The following is a 14,901-nucleotide window of genomic DNA, read 5'->3' on the forward strand; positions in this document are numbered from 1 at the left end:
CCGTGACCCCCTGAAACCCGGCAGAGAAACGGGGCGGGCGGCCGTGGCCACCCGCCCCGTCGCCGCGTCAGCTGGGGCAGTTGGTGAAGAGCACCGCCGCCAGCGAACCCATGACGTACTTGGTGTGCTTGAGCGTGGAAACGATCGCGGACATTCGTAAACCCCCTCCATCGTTCGGATGACCTTCACCGGCTGGTGAAAGCACAACGATGCTCATTGCGGCAAACTCTCCTGTCAAGAACACGTCCAGCGATCCATTGTTCGCGCCGAAACATGCAATCGGACGAGATCGTCCCGCGTCAGGCCGCTCCCCGCGCTCACACGATGAGTTCCGCCGCCGCTCACGGTCATGGACGGAGCAGCACCCCCGACAGAGGAGAGCTCCCGATGAACACCCCGCGCATCGGCTTCGGTCTGCCGAGCTTCGGACCGCACGCAGGACCCGAGGCCATCGCCGACGTGGCGCGAGCCGCCGAGCGTCTCGGCTTCGACAGCGTGTCCCTGTCCGAGCGGCTTCTGCTCCCCGCCGGACCCGACTGGCACAACGAGGCACGGCTGCCCGAGTCGTACGTGTGGGAACCGCTCGAGACGCTCACCTGGGCCGCGGCGCACACGAGCCGGATCAGGCTGGCGACGGGCATCGTCAACGCCCTGTTCCAGCCACCACTGATCCTTGCCCGGCGGCTCGCCACCCTCGACCGGCTCTCCGGCGGGCGGCTCGACGTCGGCATCGGACAGGGCTGGCTGCCGGAGGAGTTCACGGCCACCGGAGTGCCGGCCGGCCGTCGGGGCGCGGGCTTCGAGGAGCACATCGCCGCGATGCGGGCCTGCTGGGGCCCGGACCCCGTGCGGTACGAGGGGAAGTTCTACCGGATCCCGCCGGCGACCGTCGGGCCCAAACCGGTGAACGGCCCGCTCCCCCTGGTCATCGGGGCGGGCGCGCGTTCCGCGGTGGAACGGGCGGCCCGGCTCGGCGCGGGGTTCGTCACCGTGGTGTTCCCGCAGGACTGGGACACCGCCCGTACGCAGATCGACTGGTACCGGGATGCCGGCGGCGCCGGTCCTTTGGTGATCCGGATCCTCGCGGTCTCCCAGGACACTCCCGACCCGGTGGCCACGCTGGTCGACGGCGCACGTGAGCAGCGGAAGCGGTGCGTGGAGCTGGGCGCGGACGAGATCCAGTGGGGCGACCTCAATCTGGCGGAGGTACCCGTCCAGGACCAGGTGGTGGCGATGGAGGCGATGGCGGCGGCCCTGGACCTCGACGCCTCCTGAGGACCACTGCGCCCGGCCGGCCTCGGCGTGCTCCCTCTACGATGGCGGGATACCGCCGCTCATGTGCCGGCGGGCCGCCGGTCGGGAGGGGCCACCAATGATCATTTTCGGTACGCGGGGATATCTGTACCAGCTCGCGATGCTCACGTTCGTCTGCGGAAACTGCGGCAATCCCGCGGCGCACGCGCTGCGCAAGTACGTCACGAAGTTCACGCTGTTCTTCGTGCCGCTGTTCCCCATCTCCACCAAGTACCGCTCGCAGTGCACGTTCTGCGGGATCGAGCACCACCTCGCCAAGGAGCAGGCGGAGGCACTGCTCGCGCAGGCCGCCGCGCCCGCCGGTCACCCGGCGCAGGGCCAGCAGCAGCCGGGCCAGCCGCTCGGCCAGAACCCGTACCAGCAGTAGTCGTTCAGGGGCTGGCGGCGAACGGCGCCGTGAGGCGCAGCCGCCAGTCCCGGTCGGTGCGGACCACGAGATCGACGCGCCAGGCCGCCACGCGCAGCGGGAGCAGCGGCCGCACCCGGTCCTGCACGAGCTCCGCCTCCTCGTCCGTGGCCCCCGTCGCCAGCGTGACGTGCGGCTCGGGTCGCTCCCCGAACCGGCCGCCGTACGGGGCGATGTGTGGCCAGCGTGCGCAGAACGCGTCCGCCACGCACTGCAGCGCGGGTACGGGCACGGCGACGAAGCGCGGCGCCACCACGAAGTCCTTCAGATCCGTCTCGACCGCGGGCAGTGACGACGCGAGGTCACGTACCTCGGCGTCGACGTCCGCCGTCAGCTCCCCCGCCGGCAAGAACGGGTAGAGCAGCGAGACATGGGCGGGCAGGCCCTTTCTCACCAGCGTCGGGTTGACCTCCGCCGCGGCTTCGAGCAGCGGGTTCGCCATGGGCAGGGTGATCACCAGAGCGCTCCGGTCCTCCGGGGCGCGCCCCTCGCCGACGGCCGTCATGGCCACCTCACCTCCGTGCTGGGACATGCGTGCGGGGGCGGACCAGGAACGGCCCGCCCCCGCACATGTTCTCAGCCCTGAGCGGCGCCGCGACGCTTGCGCGTCGCCCATACGAGGCCGCCACCCGCGAGGATCACCACGGCGGCCGCGCCACCGATGAGCGGCGTGGCGCTGGACGAGCCCGTCTCGGCGAGGTCACCCGAGTCGGCGCTCGGCTTGGACGAGGGCACCGCGGCAGCGGAGCTCGTCGCCGTGCTGGGCTTGTCGCTCGGCGTGGGAGACGCCGTGTCGGCCGGCTTGGACGGCGTCGGAGTCGGCTTCGGCGTGTCCGACGGCTTGGGCGTGCTGCCCTCGCACACCGGGGCCGTCTTCGTCTCGTCACGCGAGTACTGGTCGCCGTCGCCGGCCTTCACGACCAGACGGACCGCGAGTTCCTTGCTGTGCTCGGGCAGGTTCAGCTTCTGGTGGAAATCGTTCTTGAACGTCTCGGTGGGCAGGAGGTCCTTGCCGTCCACCGTGACGGTCACCGTGTTCTCGGACCGCGACCCGTAGTTGGTCAGGTCGAGGCTGACCTGGGAGCAGGTCACCTCCCACACGGGGGTGTGCGCCTGCGCCGGGCTCGCGAAGAGCCCCACGCCGAACGCACCTGCCGTGGCGGCCGCTATGAGGGCGCCCGATGCCCGCCACGTCTTCTTGTTCTCAACCACAGAATTTTCCTCCGCGATGTGTTCGCCCCGTTTGACAGTGCGCGCACACTACTCCTGGCGCACCGGGGGCTCGCAACCGCCTCCCCCTTATCCCACGCCCCCTGGTTCAGAGGGAGTTGGGAGCGTCCCCGAAGTCCGGGATGTCCAGGCGTGCACCCCCGCGCAGGGCCGACTCGTGGGCGACGATGCCGGGCAGGGTGTAGCGCGCGGCCACCCACGCGTTCACCGACGGCAGGGTCCTCGTGGCGACGGCGGTGACGAAGTCGTCGACGAGGAAGTGGTGGCTTCCCTCGTGCCCGTTGGGCATGTGGTCGAACTCGCGGGGCAGCCTGGCGCGGTCGTGCACGGGAGCCGATCCGGAGGTGAACGCGTCCCTGAGGGCGGGAGCGATGTGCTGGAGCGAGGGGTCGTCGGCCGGCAGCGTCGGCTTGGGCCGCAGGAGTTCCGAGATGTCCTGCACTCCCTTCTTGTCCTGCCAGAAGCTGACCGTGGCCAGCTGCTCCATGCTGGCGTCGGTGCCGAAGAACCGGAACCGCGATTCGCGGATGTGCGACGGATAGCCGACCCGCCGGAACTCGTTCGTACGGAACGAGCCGCCGCCCGCGACCTCGAAGAGCGCCGTCGCGTTCGACAGGTCGTTGCCGAACTGGCTGACGTCCTTGTCGAAGACCCCGTCACCGCGCTCGTCGGGCACACCGATCGCGGAGACGCTCACGGCGTGGGTCTGCCAGGCACCGAGCACACCGCCGACGGAGTGCGTCGGGTAGAGCAGGGGCGGATAGCTGGCGGTGGCCTTCCAGTTGTCGCCGCCGCTGTACCGGTAGGCGTCGTAGAAGCCGAGGTCCATGTCGTGGACGTAGTCGCCCTCGGCGTAGAAGAGCCGCCCGAAGGCGCCGTCGGCGATCTGATTGCGGGCGTGCACCGTCGCCGGGTTGTACTGGCTGGTCTCGCCCATCATGTACGTCAGCCCCGTGTCGCGCACGGCGTCGATGATGGCGGCGATCTCGTCCTCGGTGATCGCCATCGGCACCGCCGAGTACACGTGCTTCCCTGCGCGCAACGCCTGCAGGACGAGCGGACCGTGGGTCCAGCGCTGGGTGAAGACCGCCACGGCGTCGACCGCGTCGGACTCCAGCATGGCCTCGAACGAGGGGAAGGTGCCGGTGAGCCGCTCGGCGGCGACGAGCTGTTCGGCGCGCTCCGGCAGCAGGTCCGTGACGTGGATGTCGCCGACACCGGGGTGGGCGCGGAACAGTTTGGCGAACTGCCCGGAGAACTGCCCGGCGCCGACGATGCCGATGGAGAACGTCATGAGGATCCCTTCACAGACTGAACTTCACTGAACTGCACTGAACTGAACTGCACGGAACTTCACTGCGCGCCCCCGAACTTCCCCCGACTTCAACTTCACTGGGAGAGCAGGAGGTTGATCTGGCTGTTGGTGCGGTCGAGGCCGCCGACAGGCGCGTCGTTGGCGTAGATGTCCTGCATGGCGGGCCGCATCAACGCATACACGTCCGCCGCGTAGTTGGTGATCGGGAAGGAGAAGGTCGTCTTGTCGGCGACCGGCTTCGTGAACGCCGTGACGTCGATGCCGTCCTTCTTGTACGCGGCGACGGCCGCCGCCGTGCCGTCCTTGGTGGCGGGGAACACGATCCCGTGCTCGCCGACCGTCCGCTGGCAGGCGTGGGAGGCCAGGTAGGCCACCCACTTCTCGGCGCCCGGCTTGTTGCGCGCGTTCTTGGTGATGGAGTCCGCGAGGCCGTTCATCATGGTGGCGCGCTTGCCGCTCGGGCCGACGGGGGTGACGGCCGTGCCGGTCCGGATGCCCTTGAACCCGTAGTACGTCTTGATCATCCAGGAGCCGTTGAGCGAGGTCGCCGCCGTGCCCGAACCGAACTGCACATCGGGGCCGTTGGTCTGGGAGAAGTCCTTCTGGGGCGGGAGGTAGCCCTTCTTGGCGAGGCCGAAGTACCAGTCGATCGCGGCCTTGAACCTCTTGTCGTCGTAGTTGTAGTGGGTGCCCCAGGCCGGCTGGTCGGTATAGCGCCAGCCCATGGACGCGGCGAACGCGCTCCACTGGGTCTGGCCGTCGCCGTCGCCCGCGTCGTTCGTGGCGAGGCCGTAGACCTTGACGTGGTTCTTGTCGAAGCCCTTCTCGTCGCCGCGCACCCCGTTCCTGTCGACGGTCAGACGGGCGATCGCCTTCTCGAAGGTGCCGCCGTCCTCGGGGTTCCAGGTGAGGTTGTTCAGCCGGCCGGCGGTCAGTCCGGCCTCGCGCGCCATCTTCTTGTTGTAGAAGAGGGCGACGGTGTCCCAGTCCTTCGGGGCGCCGTAGCGGTGCCCGTCCTGGCCGACCCAGGAGGCGGCGAGCCCGGGCTGGTAGTCCGCGTTCTTGATGGTGCGCGTATGGGGCAGCTCGTCGAGGGGTGCGAGCACCTCCAGGTCGGCGAACTGGGCGAACTTCTGGATGTGGTCGGTGAACACGTCGGGCTGGGTGCCCGCGATGAAGCTCGCGGTGAGCTTGGTCCAGTAGTCGTTCCACCCCATCTGCGTGATGCGGACGTCGAGGCCCGGGTTCTCCTTCTCGAAGTCCTTGGCGCAGGCCTCGTAAGCGGGCCGCTGGTTGGCGTCCCACAGCCAGTACGTGACGGTGTGCGCGTCCGAGCCGGAGGAGGATCCCGCCGAACAGCCGGACACCAGCGAGAGGGCGAGCGCCCCCGCGAGGGCGCTGAAGGCACGCAGTCGCATCAGGTTCCTGCCTCTCTACTTGATCCCGCTGAAGCCGATGGAGTTGACGATGCGCCGCGCGAAGCAGCCGAAGAGCACGAGCATCGGGAGCGCCGCCACGAGCGTCGCCGCCATCAGGCCCGACCAGTCGGTGCCGGTCTGCGGGGTCTGCGCGCGGAAGATGCTCAGCGCGACGGTGAGCACGCGCGAGCTGTCGCTGTACGACACCATCAGCGGCCAGAAGTAGTCGTTCCAGGCCGTGATGTACGTGAGGACGCCCAGCGTGATCACGGGGGTCGACGCCATCGGCAGCAGCACGCGGAAGAAGATCCGCACCTTGCCGGCGCCGTCGAGCAGCGCGGCCTCCTCGACCTCGCGGGGCAGGTTCATGAAGAACTGCCGCAGGAAGAACACCGCGAAGGGGGTCATGAACAGGCTGGGCAGGGCGATCCCGAGCAGGGTGTCGACCAGGCCGAGCTGCTTGATCAGCACGAAGTTCGGCAGGAACGTGAAGATGGTCGGCACCATGAGCCCGGCCAGGAACAGGCCGAACATCCGGTCCCTGCCGCGCCAGCGCAGCCGGGCGAAGGCGTATGCGGCCATCGCGGAGAACAGGATCTGGCAGACGGTGATCAGGGTCGAGACGACCACGGAGTTCAGCAGGTAGCGCCAGAAGTCGATCGAGCCGCCCGCGCCGCCCTGGGCCAGAGCCTCCTTCGTGCTCTGCTGCCCGAAGACCCGGGCGAAGCCCCCGCCCGTGAGGCCGGTGGGCAGCGGGGACGAAGGGTCGGCGGTGAGCCCGGTGTTGGAGGACAGGGCGGTGCGCAGGATCCAGTAGAACGGCACCAGGGTGATGACGACGATCGCGGTCATCACGGCCCAGGCGAGGGCGCGTCCGGGCGAGATCCTGCGCCGGGCGCGGGCGTGGGCGCGGGGCGCTGTGGGGGTCACGGCGGCCATGGCGATGGCTCCTCTCTCTCGCTCGTCGCTAGCCGAGGTCGGTGTGTCCGGCGCGGGTGAGCCGGTACTGGATGACGGTGATCACGCTGAGGACGACCAGGAGGGCGACGGACATGGCGGAGGCGTAGCCGAACTGGAAGCGGCCGAACGCGGAGCCGTAGATGTACAGCTGGAGGACGTTCGTGGCGTTGGCGGGCCCGCCTGCCGTCGTCACGGCGACGGAGTCGAAGACCTGGAACGAGCCGATGACAGTCATGATCAGGACGACGGCGAGCACCGGCCGCAGGAGCGGCAGCGTGACGCGCCAGAACATCCGCCACTCGCTCGCGCCGTCGACCTTCGCCGCCTCGTACACGTCGGAGGGGATGGCCTGGAGCCCGGCGAACAGGAGCAGCGCGGTGTAGCCGACGTGGCGCCATACGTTGATCAGCGCGATGGTCGGTATCGCCCAGGTCTCGTCGGTCAGGAAGGGGATGTGGTCGAGGCCGAACACGCCGATGACGCGGTTGCCGATGCCGAGCTGGGTGTCGAGCATCCAGAGCCAGACGATGCCGGCGACGACGTTCGACACGAGGTAGGGCGTCAGGACGATGCCGCGCAGCAGCGCCGACTTCGTCAGCCGCTGCATCAGGACGGCGATGGCGAGCGCCGCGACCGTCTGGACGCCGATGTTGATGACCACGTACTCGACGGTGACCCTCAACGACCCCCAGAAAATGGGGTCGTTGACCATGCGTACATAGTTGTCGAGGCCGACCCATTCGGCGGGTGTGAGCAGGTTGAAGCGGGTGAAGCTCAGATAGATCCCACGCAGCGTGGGCCAGAGCAGGAAGACCAGGAAACCGAGCAGCGCCGGAGCGATGAAGACCGCCGCGAGGGCGCCGTCCCCTCCGCTTCCTCCACCGTCCCGTTCTCCGGTCCGGTCCTTGGTCTTCCGCCTAGCTGGTTCGGCACCAGGCAGCCGCACTCGGGTGGGTGGGCTGCTTGAGGCGACAGTCATCCGAGACTCCCTCGTCCGCGACTCGTCCTCGTGCCGATTACTTTTGACGCGGAACAATCATGGCGTCAAGAGGCATGCGCAGACCTTCTCAGGGCGCCTTTGGTGAAATCCGACCTTGACATTGCTTCCACCTCGGAATAATTCTGTGTCACAGGCTGTGACAGACTCAGGCCCGCACGCCACCCCTTCGACAACCAGCGCGAGGAGCCCATGAGCGCACGTACCGCGAGCTGGCTGCCCCTGAGCCCCGGTGAACGCGCGGTGGCGATCGAGGTGTTGACGCACGGCCCGCTGTCCCGCAGCGAGATCGCCAAGCGGCTCAACCTGTCCCCCGGCAGCCTCACCCGTCTGACCAAGCCGCTCATCGAGTCCGGCCTGCTGGTCGAGGAGGCCACGACGGCGGCCTCAATGCGCCAGGGACGCCCCTCGCAGCCGCTCGACATCGTGGCCGGGTCACAGAGCTTCGCCGGGTTCAAGATCACGGGTGACGCGGTCTACGGAGTGGTCACCACCCTCAGGAGCGAGATCGTCGCCCGCCGCTCCGAGCCCCTGGACACGCACGACCCGGAGGAGATCGCGGACCTCCTGCACCGGATGACCACCGGATTCCAGGAGAGCTTCCCCCGCCTCGCCGGAATCGGCATCGGTGTGGGCGGCAACGTCCGGCACCGGGCGACCGTCGTCACGAACGCGTTCCTCGGCTGGGAGGAAGTACCGCTGGCCGAGATGGTCGAAGGGCGCACGGGGCTGCCCGTCGTCGTCGACAGCGACGTGGCGGCGCTGGTCGAGGCCGAGGCCTGGTTCGGCGCCGGCCGCGGCCTCGACCGGTTCGCGGTCCTCACGATCGGGGCGGGCATCGGCTACGGCCTGGTGCTCGGTGGACGCCTGGTCCGCACCGGCGAGGACGGCCACGGGGTCGGCAAGCGCTGGATCATCAACGCCAACGGCCCGCTCACCCCGGAGGGCGAACGGGGCAGCGCCGTGGCCCTGTTGACCATCCCCAGCATCTGTTACCAGGTCCGCGCGGCCACCGGCAGGGACGTGACGTACGAGGAGATCCTGGCCGCCGCCGCGTCCGGCGACCCGCTCTGTTCCCGCGTGATCGGCGAGGCGGCGCGGGCCCTGGGCACGCTGGTCGCACAGATCGCCAACTTCGCGATGCCGGAGAAGATCCTGCTGGCCGGCGAGGGGGTGGGCCTCGCCGATGTCGCGGGCGGCGTGGTCCACGAGGCGATCCTCGCCAACCGCCACCCCATGGCGGACCCCGTCCCCCTGGAGACGAAGGTCTCCGACTTCCACGAGTGGGCCCGCGGCGCCGCGGTCCTGGCCATCCAGGTACTGGTGCTGGGGACGAACGAGGGGTGAGGGCGCCCTAGCGGGGGCCGCGGGCCGGGTCGAGCAGGACGCCGGCGATCAGATCGTGGACCAGGAACTCGCCCGGCCCACGGTTCTCCTTGAGCCGGTCCAGGTCGGCGGTACCGAACCAGCCGTACGCGGAGTGCTTGGACCACTCCAGAGCGGGGTGGTCCAGATCCCCGTCGACCTCGACGACCCAGTCGGCCTCGTGCCGTCGGCCGCCACCGTCGTCGCCGGTCCAGGTGGAGACACCGGGGAACGCATCCACCCGCCGCAGGCGCCAGCCCGTCTCCTCCTCGATCTCGCGGGCCAGCGCGCCGAGGAGACTCTCGCCGGGCTCCACATGGCCGCCGACGATGTCCCACGTGTCGGGAAAAAGGCGCCGGTCGGGGCTTCGTCTCTGCGCGAAAGCCTGTCCCTGCGCATTGAGGATCACGGCACCCACGGTCCAGACCTCGCCCTGCTTCATCACGGGTGGCGCAGGTGTCACGGCGGTCTCTTCGAACTGCTCGCGCGGCGGCATGGCGCCACTCTGGAAGGACACCGACGCGACCCGGCAGGGCAGCGGGAGCCGGGGCTGACAAGGAACCGACAGCGTCCGTGCGCTACTGGTCTGAAGTGCCCCGGTACGTGGCATCGTGGAAGGTGAGCGCACCGCCCGTCCCGCTCCGCGTGAGCGGCCCGCACGGCGGCGCGCACCGCGGAGCGAAGGCGGTGACGGCTGTGACAACCACCCTGAAGGCCGGAGGGAGCCGGTTCAAGGCCGACCGGCAGCTGACCGCGCGCATGCTGGTCACCGTGTTCCTGCTGGGCCTGCTGTACGTGGCGTTCATCGGCGCGCTCCTGGTCCTGCTCAAGTCGACGCTCCTGGTCGTCGTGATCGCCGCGGGACTCCTCGGGTCGCAGTACTGGTTCTCCGACCGGATCGCCCTGTACGCCATGCACGGCCGCATCGTGACCCGCGAGGAGCAGCCCCAGCTGCACGGCGTCATCGACCGGCTGTGCGCGACCGCCGACATGCCGAAACCGAAGGTGGCCATCGCCGGCACCGACCTGCCGAACGCCTTCGCCACCGGCCGCAACGCCGATCACGCGGTGCTGTGCGTGACCACGGGCCTGCTGCGCCGTCTGGAGCCCGACGAGCTGGAGGGCGTCCTCGCGCACGAGCTGTCCCATGTGGCGCACCGCGACGTCGCCGTGATCACGGTGGCCTCGTTCCTCGGTGTGATCGCCGGCATCATCGTCCGCTTCGCGTTCTACTCCGAGCTGCTCGGCCGCCGCAGGACCGACCAGAACACGCTGGTGGTCCTCGCGGTGGTCATGGGCGTCTCGATCGCCGTCTACGCGATCAGCTTCGTCCTCATCCGGGCACTGTCCCGGTACCGGGAGCTGGCCGCCGACCGGGCCGCGGCACTGCTGACGGGCCGGCCGTCGGCGCTGGCGTCCGCGCTGACCAAGCTCGACGGGGACATCGCCCGCATCCCGAACAAGGACCTGCGGACGGCCCGCGCGTTCAACGCGTTCTACTTCATCCCCGCGCTGTCGAAGAACGCCCCGCTGCCCCGGCTCTTCTCCACGCACCCCTCGCTCGAACAGCGCCTCGACCAGCTGGCGGCGATCTCCGCCGACCTCGGCCGCCCGGCCTGAGCCCCCGAAGGGATCCACATGGGCTTCCTGGACATCCTGCTCGGGCGCACCAGGCCCACCCCACCCGACCTCGACCGGCTCTTCGGTCTGCCGTCGGCCGCGATCACCCTGGAGGCGGCCGCCGGGTTCACGCCGACCGGCCTGGGCTCGGTGTGCTTCACGACGGTGGAGGGGACAGCCTTCGAGACGATCCGCGAGGACGTGGGGGCGCTGCTGAACGCCGACACGGAGCATGGCGCCGCGACGGAGTTCAGCCGGGACGAATACGGCTACACATGGCTGCTCTCCCGACGAGCCCCCTCGGACCTCCCGGCGCTGGTCGGCGATCTGCACGCGGTGAACGCCACACTCGAGGGCAACGGCTTCGGCCCCCAACTCCTCTGCTCCCTGGCCGGCTTCCACAACGCGGAGGGCCACTCGCTGGCGCTCGTCTACCTCTACAAGCGGGGCACGTTCTACCCCTTCGCCCCACTCCCCGGGGAAAGGCGTGACAACGCCCTGGAACTGCGCGTACGCGCAGTGATCGGCGACGACCTCCGCATAGAACCGGACCTGGAACGCTGGTTCCCGGTATGGGGCGCCCCCGGCCTGGGAGAGACCGGAACCTGACACGGCCTCCGAGGGAAGGGCGAGACCCACTCGCCAGACTCGTTACGCCTCCACAAGACGGAGCACGGCGTCGAGCCCGCGACGAGCCCCCGGGGCCGCCCCGGTCGGCAGGACGTAGGCGCGCAGCCCCGCGGCGACGGCCCCGCCGTCCTTGGCCGGGTGGTCGCCCACCATCAGGGCCTCGGCGGGCGAGACGCCCAGTTCGTCGCAGGCCAGCTGGAAGAGCACCGGATCCGGCTTCTCGGTGACGTGCTCATAGGAGTGCACCCAGCTGGAGAAGAAGCCGTCGAGCCGGTGCCGGGCGAAGGTCGCGCGCAGATCCCACCCGACGTCACTGACGACGCCCAACGCCATCCCCTCGGCCACCAGCCGGGAGAGGGTCGCCGCCACGTCGGCGTACGGCACCCAGTGTTCGGGCTCGCGCAGTTGCTCGTACAGCACGTCGGCGACCGGAGCGAGCTGTGGAGCCGACGCGTACCAGGTGGTGAAGGCGTGCCGGTGGGCCTTCGCGGACACATCCCTGCCGAGCTGCGCGGCGACCACGTCCGGGTCGGTGAGGCCGGCTTCGAGTCCATCGAGGATGTCGTCCATGACCAGCTCATCGACCGGCCCCAGCACGGCCCTGATCCTGTCGGCATAGGTGCCGATCTGGAAGAGGGTGCCGGAGAAGTCGAAAAGAACGGCGCGCACGGGCAGCTCGGATGCAACGGGTCCGGCGCGGAGAGGCCCTTCGGGCCCGCAAACGGCAGGTCGACTCATCCGATCTTCCTAATCGCCCTGGCAGACCCCGTCAACAGAGCCCAACCGTCACGCAACCCTCACCATCACGCCCGCAGAGCGACAACGGCCTCGTCCGTGTACATCAGGAACGTCAGCGTCTCCTGGAAGTACAGCTCGACGCCGGTCGCGTCGTGCGAGGTGTAACCGATGGAAAGATCCTGGCCGATGCGGAGTTCGTAGTCGCCGCCGCGGGTGGACAGGACGAAGGCGCCATTGATCGCGGGTGCCCAGATCAGTTCGCCGTCCAGGAGCCGGGCGATGTGGCCGGACACGGGGAAACCGTGGTCGGTGGTCTCGCTGACCGCCGTGTACGCCTCGGCGCCGAGCAGCAGCGAGTACGGGCCGTCGACGCCGGCGAGGCGCAGGGCACTCAGGGCCCTCGCGATGGTGTCCGGGTAGTCACGGGGTTCGGCCGGCAGGCTCAGAACGGGGTTGGACGTGCGCTCGCGGACGCCCTCGATCTGCGCCGCGGCGTAGCCGTCGAAGATGGCCTGGTCCTCGGCGAACGCGATGGTGCGGGCCGCGTCCTTGACCGGCTGCCAGTCGGAGTCGTTGGAGCCACGGGCGACGTCGTCCACGGCCTCGCGGCTGACGGTGAAGGGAACGCGCAGTTCGACCAGTGGCTGGGCCTCGCGCAGCCGTGCCATGACTCCCGGGGCGGGCGGCGTGACGGACCGCAGATGCCCGGTGCCGACGGCGGCGAGTTCGAGCCCGTCGGGGCCGGTGACGTCGAGGACGCGGCGTCCCGCGACATGACGCTGGAAGGTGCGGCCGGCCTCTTGCTCGATCTCCGCCCAGGCGGCTTCGCTGATGGGGGCGAGTTCGCGGTGCAGGTTGTTCATGACGCGGGGGCTCCTTTGAGGCCGCCGATGCCCAACGAGCCGTCGGGCGGGGCGACGACGGGCTGCGGTGACGCGGCAGGGGCGGGAACTTCGCGTGCGGCGTCCGGCAGATCGGGCGGGTCCGGCAGGTTGTCGAGGAAGTCTGCGGCGGGAACGAAGAACAGGTTTCCCGTGACGGCGGTGGAGAAGTCGAGGATCCGGTCGGTGTTGCCGGGAGGGCTGCCGATGAACATGTTCTCGAGCATCTGCTCGGTGACCGCGGGGGTCCGCGCGTACCCGATGAAGTACGTCCCGAACTCGCCGCGTCCCAGCGTCCCGAACGGCATGTTCTGGCGGACGATCTTCCGCTCCTCGCCGTCCTCGGTGATGGTGTTGAGGGCGACGTGGGAGTCGGCGGGTTTGGTCTCGTCGGACATCTCGATGTTGTCGGCCTTCGAACGGCCGATGACCTTCTCCTGCTCCTCCGTCGACAGGGCGTTCCAGGCAGCCATGTCGTGGAGGTACTTCTGCACCACGACGTAACTGCCGCCCGCGAACGGGGCGTCCTCATCGCCGATGAACACGGCGGAGCGCGCCGCGTCACCGGTCGGGTTCTCGCTGCCGTCGACGAACCCGAGCAGGTCCCGGTCGTCGAAGTAGTTGAAGCCGTGCACCTCGTCGACAACGGTCGCGGCGTCGCCGAGCTGTCCGACGATGTGGCCGGCCAGCTCGAAACACAGGTCCATCCGCCGCGCCCGCACATGGAAGAGCAGATCCCCTGGAGTGGCGACGGCCCGGTGCCGATCGCCGTTCAGCTCACGAAAGGGATGCAGCCCGACAGGCCTCGGCCCGCCGAACAACCGGTCCCAGACCACAGAACCGATCCCGACGGTGCACGACAGGAACGAGTCGGGAGAGCGGAACGAGACCGACCGCAGCAGCCCGTTCAGACCACCGAGCTGGTCGCGTACGCGGGGTTCGGCGCCGGGTGCCGTGGTCAGCACGAGAAAGAGGGCCGCTGTCGAGTGCGGCGCCATGACGGGCTGCGTTTGCGTCACTGACTCTCCCGCAGGGGTGCGATGCAGTCGGCTGACTTCCGTCACACTAAGCCGGGCTCGCCTCTCCCGCACGGTCAGTCGGTGACCCGCCGCGGATCACGCCCTCTGCGGACGTCCTCCACGAGATGCATCGCGGCCTCCTCGGCGGACGCGGCCGCACCGTCGATCCCGACGTCCTCGGCGAACAGCTCGCCGTCCTCGTCCTTACGCTTACGCACCCCTTCATCGGGCGCCACGAGACGACCGGAGCGCTCGGCCCCCACCTCGTCGTCGAGCGGTTCACCGTCGGTGTCCCAGGTGTCGCCGATTCCGTCGTCGTCCGGCACAGCCAGGTCGGGGATCTCCTCGGACAAGCGCTCGTCGAGCGTCTCGCCGAGCCGCTGCTCCGAGCAGGTGACACCGGTGTGCTCGACCCCCCAGGGCCGCTCGGGCGGCGAATAGCCCTGGTCGAGCGGATCGGTGACGCCGCCGCCGAGCAGGGTGTCCTCCTGGTCGAGGAGACCCTCGTCGTCCTGGACCTCGGACCCGTCGGGCTGGTAGACGTCGTCTCCCCGCCCCTGATCGTCGATGTCCACGTCGCCTCCTTCAGCGGTGGCCTCTCCTCCATTGTGGGCGGCGAGGGGGCGGCACGTCCTGCTGAAGGATCCCGGACATGAAGGTGCCCCGACCGTGACGGGGGATCACGGCCGGGGCGGTCTGTGTGGGCACGGATGGCGGTCGCCTCGCGGCGGGGGCTCCACAAGGCATCAGCCGAACGATCATCCTTGCAGGCGAATGAGATGAGGCCCGGGGACACAGCTCCATCCGCGTCCACGCCTGGTTTAACGACGAACCACCCCCGGGAATTCCCCACCCCTCAACCCGCCCTATGAACTCCGTCACGACCCGACCCCCGCAGGCCGAACGGGCCAGATCCGGAGACAGGAAAGGCAGCCCCACGGGGCCGATGAGCCGCGTCCGAGACAGGGCCCGGCGACGGCGAAGGAGCCCCACCGAACGCCCGACGGC

At 69.4% G+C, this 14,901-nt stretch carries 17 protein-coding genes; 5 read left to right on the forward strand and 12 right to left on the reverse strand.

What is annotated here, in order from left to right; all coding sequences use genetic code 11:
* Positions 1-67 precede the first annotated feature (67 nt).
* On the reverse strand, positions 68-217 hold the full coding sequence (locus LGI35_RS07420; RefSeq protein WP_165914302.1) for a hypothetical protein: 150 nt from the start codon (positions 215-217) through the stop codon (positions 68-70).
* Between the two features lie 170 nt (positions 218-387).
* Between LGI35_RS07420 and LGI35_RS07425 the strand changes: the two genes are divergently transcribed.
* On the forward strand, positions 388-1,275 hold the full coding sequence (locus tag LGI35_RS07425; protein ID WP_227293102.1) for a TIGR03619 family F420-dependent LLM class oxidoreductase: 888 nt from the start codon (positions 388-390) through the stop codon (positions 1,273-1,275).
* A gap of 97 nt (positions 1,276-1,372) precedes the next feature.
* Positions 1,373-1,681 carry a zinc ribbon domain-containing protein gene (locus LGI35_RS07430; RefSeq protein ID WP_100594615.1) on the forward strand — a complete coding sequence of 103 codons (309 nt, stop codon included), beginning with the start codon at positions 1,373-1,375 and terminating at the stop codon, positions 1,679-1,681.
* Between the two features lie 4 nt (positions 1,682-1,685).
* Here LGI35_RS07430 and LGI35_RS07435 read toward each other — a convergent pair whose 3' ends face one another.
* The 6 genes from LGI35_RS07435 to LGI35_RS07460 form a co-directional block, all read right to left on the reverse strand.
* Positions 1,686-2,225, reverse strand: coding sequence for a 2'-5' RNA ligase family protein (locus tag LGI35_RS07435; RefSeq protein WP_227293103.1), 540 nt, complete (start codon positions 2,223-2,225; stop codon positions 1,686-1,688).
* Between the two features lie 71 nt (positions 2,226-2,296).
* Positions 2,297-2,932 (reverse strand): LAETG motif-containing sortase-dependent surface protein, encoded by a 636-nt coding sequence (locus LGI35_RS07440; RefSeq protein ID WP_227293104.1) that lies wholly within the window; start codon positions 2,930-2,932, stop codon positions 2,297-2,299.
* A gap of 106 nt (positions 2,933-3,038) precedes the next feature.
* Positions 3,039-4,244, reverse strand: coding sequence for a Gfo/Idh/MocA family protein (locus LGI35_RS07445; protein WP_227293105.1), 1,206 nt, complete (start codon positions 4,242-4,244; stop codon positions 3,039-3,041).
* 95 nt (positions 4,245-4,339) lie between these two features.
* Positions 4,340-5,683: an ABC transporter substrate-binding protein gene (locus tag LGI35_RS07450; RefSeq protein WP_227293106.1), complete on the reverse strand. Its 1,344-nt coding sequence runs from the start codon at positions 5,681-5,683 to the stop codon at positions 4,340-4,342.
* Between the two features lie 15 nt (positions 5,684-5,698).
* Entirely contained in the window at positions 5,699-6,622 is a 924-nt protein-coding gene (locus LGI35_RS07455) for a carbohydrate ABC transporter permease (protein ID WP_227293107.1), read from the reverse strand.
* A 28-nt stretch (positions 6,623-6,650) separates the two neighbouring features.
* Entirely contained in the window at positions 6,651-7,622 is a 972-nt protein-coding gene (locus tag LGI35_RS07460) for a carbohydrate ABC transporter permease (protein WP_227293108.1), read from the reverse strand.
* Positions 7,623-7,832: 210 nt separating this feature from the next.
* On the opposite strand from LGI35_RS07460, the gene LGI35_RS07465 reads away from it, so the two are divergent.
* A complete protein-coding gene (locus LGI35_RS07465; RefSeq protein WP_227293109.1) occupies positions 7,833-8,987 on the forward strand; it encodes an ROK family transcriptional regulator in 1,155 nt (384 codons plus the stop codon).
* Between the two features lie 7 nt (positions 8,988-8,994).
* Here LGI35_RS07465 and LGI35_RS07470 read toward each other — a convergent pair whose 3' ends face one another.
* Complete coding sequence (locus LGI35_RS07470; protein ID WP_376598694.1) at positions 8,995-9,501, reverse strand: NUDIX hydrolase; 507 nt, start codon at positions 9,499-9,501, stop codon at positions 8,995-8,997.
* Positions 9,502-9,692: 191 nt separating this feature from the next.
* Here LGI35_RS07470 and htpX point away from each other — a divergent pair, with 191 nt between their 5' ends.
* Positions 9,693-10,625 carry a zinc metalloprotease HtpX gene (gene htpX, locus LGI35_RS07475; protein ID WP_227293110.1) on the forward strand — a complete coding sequence of 311 codons (933 nt, stop codon included), beginning with the start codon at positions 9,693-9,695 and terminating at the stop codon, positions 10,623-10,625.
* Between the two features lie 18 nt (positions 10,626-10,643).
* On the forward strand, positions 10,644-11,234 hold the full coding sequence (gene pspAB / locus LGI35_RS07480) for a PspA-associated protein PspAB (RefSeq protein WP_227293111.1): 591 nt from the start codon (positions 10,644-10,646) through the stop codon (positions 11,232-11,234).
* 42 nt (positions 11,235-11,276) lie between these two features.
* Here the strand turns inward: pspAB and LGI35_RS07485 are convergent, their stop codons facing one another.
* From LGI35_RS07485 to LGI35_RS07500, 4 genes are all read right to left on the reverse strand, one after another.
* Positions 11,277-11,924 (reverse strand): HAD family hydrolase, encoded by a 648-nt coding sequence (locus tag LGI35_RS07485; protein WP_227293112.1) that lies wholly within the window; start codon positions 11,922-11,924, stop codon positions 11,277-11,279.
* Positions 11,925-12,058: 134 nt separating this feature from the next.
* Positions 12,059-12,856: a family 1 encapsulin nanocompartment shell protein gene (locus LGI35_RS07490; RefSeq protein WP_227293113.1), complete on the reverse strand. Its 798-nt coding sequence runs from the start codon at positions 12,854-12,856 to the stop codon at positions 12,059-12,061.
* Entirely contained in the window at positions 12,853-13,893 is a 1,041-nt protein-coding gene (locus LGI35_RS07495) for a Dyp-type peroxidase (RefSeq protein WP_227293114.1), read from the reverse strand. Before LGI35_RS07495 ends, LGI35_RS07490 begins: the two co-directional genes overlap by 4 nt.
* A gap of 74 nt (positions 13,894-13,967) precedes the next feature.
* The gene (locus LGI35_RS07500; protein WP_376219265.1) at positions 13,968-14,468 is read right to left on the reverse strand and encodes a DUF5709 domain-containing protein; all 501 of its coding nucleotides are present in this window, start codon (positions 14,466-14,468) and stop codon (positions 13,968-13,970) included.
* Positions 14,469-14,901 lie beyond the last annotated feature (433 nt).

The organism is Streptomyces longhuiensis, assembly GCF_020616555.1.
In the GTDB taxonomy this organism is placed as follows: domain Bacteria; phylum Actinomycetota; class Actinomycetes; order Streptomycetales; family Streptomycetaceae; genus Streptomyces; species Streptomyces longhuiensis.